Source organism: Ruminococcus sp. (assembly GCF_017650195.1).
GTDB lineage: Bacteria > Bacillota > Clostridia > Oscillospirales > Ruminococcaceae > Ruminococcus.
Map to the genome: position 1 here is coordinate 1 of NZ_JAGCFH010000025.1, position 2,928 is coordinate 2,928.

Genomic DNA, 2,928 nt, shown 5'->3' on the forward strand with positions numbered 1-2,928 from the left:
ACTATTATGAACCCATTGCCCGTTACCTCCACGAACAAAATGTATTTGTTTCCGTAGTCAATCCTGTGCTTATCAGTGACTTCGGTGGAAACACGTTAAGAAAGCCTAAAACCGATAAGAAGGACTCTTTGAAAATCGCCTTATATCATGATAAATACAATATATACTATATGTGATAGGAATACAAGCAATATCCGCAAATTATACAACCTGTTAATGATTGTCACCTTTAACGCTGGTGGGGCATATACAGTTTTAGCAGTTTTTAAAAAATTTTTTAAAAAGCTGTTACACTTTTAAATTGCCGTGCGTTATTATAAATGAAGGCAGCTAAATAAAGACCGTAATTTTACGGCGTATCCTGATGGGGGGATACAGCTGCCCCCGGATAATAAAACAGGTTGGGATGGTTGCGGATCACGCCTGCTGCATGGCTCACCATATCATCATGGGGAGTGAGCCTTTTATCTGCGGCAGGCAGTTTTCTGCAAAATTATCAGCACAGAAGAGGAATTGGGTTTTACGTGATAAACTTAAAAAGGAGTTATAACGATGAAATGGATAATAATACTGGCAGCTGTTCTTCATACACCGCCGTCATGACCTGTATGAGGCTGATCTTTGCATATTTATGAAAACTTTCATAAACCGCTCTTTTTGATTTTGTAATATTCTTTCGGATTATTTATGGCGCAGATCGCTGACAGGCAGAAGCTTCATTGATGAAGCATCTGCCTGCTTTTTTATCAAATTTTCCTATTTTATTGGCAGTCATACATTGTAAGCGTTGCCCCGATTTGTGTCCTTTTTTACTAGATATGCATATATAATCTCAAAAATAATAAAAAAAGGCAAAAAAAGTGTTGCACTTTTCAAAAGAATTGCGTTATTATTAATGAGGACGAATTTGCTCGAAAAAAGTAAAGGAGGACTATATGACTGATGAAAAGATAATTAGTCTTATGCGCGAAGCCCCGTCAAACGGGCAGAGAGCTCTTTTCGATAAGTATTACAACTACGTTTTTTCAATAGTAAGCAGGATAATAAGCGGCTTCGGAAGCCAGAACGATTCTGAGGAATGTGTTATAGACGTATTCGCTTCCATAATGATGAAAATGAGTCCTGACGAAAATATATCACTGAGGTCATACATAGGAGCAGTTGCCAGAAACGCGGCGATAAGCATGAGAAGAAAGCTGGCAACAAAAAACAGTTCCTGCATATCTTCCGACGATGAAGCTATGGCTGAAATCGCAGGCGATGAAGATATTGAGGAAAATACGGACAACTCTGTGCTTGCCGAGTTGTTGCTCAGCAAGATAGGGGAGCTCGGTCCTCCCGATTCGGTAATAATAGTCCAGAAATATTATTACAATAAAACCTCAGGGGAAATAGCGGAAATGACCGGCATGAGTGCAGCCGCTGTGCGTGTCAGATGCGGACGTGCGATGACCCGCCTCAAAAAGCTACTCCATGCCGACGGCATAACGCTTTAGAAGGAGGGATAAAATGAATACGAGAAAAAAGATCATTTATACCCTGCGAAGCGCGGACAAGGATTCAGTTGAAAGGCTTATGGAAGAAGCCGCAAAAAAGGAAGAGATATTTGCAAAGATAATGGAGCGCTCCGGAAAGGACGGCGAGTATACGGACGTCGCAGAGGGCACTGAGCATTACAGCAGAAGAAGGGGCATTATCCAGACAGCCTCGGCAGCTGCTGCATCAGTACTGCTTGTTGCCGGTATAGGGGGTGCGGTACACTTTTTAAGGTCCGGCAGAGGCGATGCCGACAACAATATGGGTGACAGCAATGTAACAGCTGATGTCACGATCAACACATCCTATTCAGCAGATGAACAATCATCATATAATATAGAAGTTACCACCGCCGGTGTCACATCAGACAATACAGACGTGACCACCGTCGCCGGAACTGACACAGTTACCGGTACGGCTGACGGGACTGCAACAGAGACTACAGAAAAAACTACTGAAACAACGACTACCACAGCAGTTACGACTGCTGCCGGAGAGCAGACTGATAAAAATGCAGCAGGGGAACAGCTCTGCGAAAAATGTATCAGTGCTGTATACGGCTATGAAAGATTCTCGGCAGATTTTACTCTCAGCGAGGTATCGGAAGCAGGCTCGCTCTATCTGAGACGCGAAGGAACGATAAAGATAGACAACCCGTCTATGACTGGAGAGCTGTCGTATAAGCATTATGTTTCCGATGGACGCCTGCAGCGCACCGAGCGTTACTACTGCCTGAACGATAAGTGTGTAAATGCGATAGACTACGGCGACAGAGGACTGCTCGCAAGAATAACGGATATGAGCTCCGAGCTGGAGGCAGGAGGAATAAAGGACAGGATATTCTTTAAGGAATATTCCGGCTTGAACCAGTTCACAAGGGAGAATATGAAGGATTCTCAGTGGGAAGTAACGGGAGAAAGATACGAAAACGGCAGAAAGATAGTAAGCGCAGTGATAAATTACACGGGTAACGGCTCAGGAACGAGCTTTACAGCCGATTTTGACGACGAGACCGGCGTTTGCCTCGCATACGACAAGTACCTTGACGGTGTGCTGACAGAAAGCTTCAGAACGTCAGATCACAGGTTCGGAGACGAAGCAGAAGCTCCGCTCACCGAACATGAGGTAAAGGAGTTCCTTGAAAACAACGGATATGCTTCAAACATGGCGTCAGGCTTCAGCGATTACGGCATAGACGATCTGAACTGAGAGATATCCGGAAAAGCTTAATATAAGTATATTGTTAAATATCATATAAACAATATAAGAATTAAAAAGGAGTGAAAGAAATGTTTAAACGAACCATTGCTGGTGTGCTAAGTATACTGATATGCTCATCAGCGCTCAGTTCGGGAGCTTACGGGCAGTACTCACTTACTGCTTCGGCAGGCG

General features: G+C 43.6%; 2 protein-coding genes. Both read left to right on the forward strand.

The window, feature by feature from the left end:
• The first annotated feature begins 935 nt into the window (after positions 1-935).
• Positions 936-1,496 carry a sigma-70 family RNA polymerase sigma factor gene (locus J6U00_RS01050; protein WP_296577730.1) on the forward strand — a complete coding sequence of 187 codons (561 nt, stop codon included), beginning with the start codon at positions 936-938 and terminating at the stop codon, positions 1,494-1,496.
• 13 nt (positions 1,497-1,509) lie between these two features.
• Entirely contained in the window at positions 1,510-2,745 is a 1,236-nt protein-coding gene (locus J6U00_RS01055) for a hypothetical protein (protein WP_296577732.1), read from the forward strand.
• Positions 2,746-2,928: the final 183 nt, after the last annotated feature.

Coding starts and splice junctions, on each gene's coding strand:
- J6U00_RS01050 (WP_296577730.1), top strand. CDS start 936: ATGACTGATGAAAAGATAATTAGTCTTATGCGCGAAGCCCCGTCAAAC.
- J6U00_RS01055 (WP_296577732.1), top strand. CDS start 1,510: ATGAATACGAGAAAAAAGATCATTTATACCCTGCGAAGCGCGGACAAG.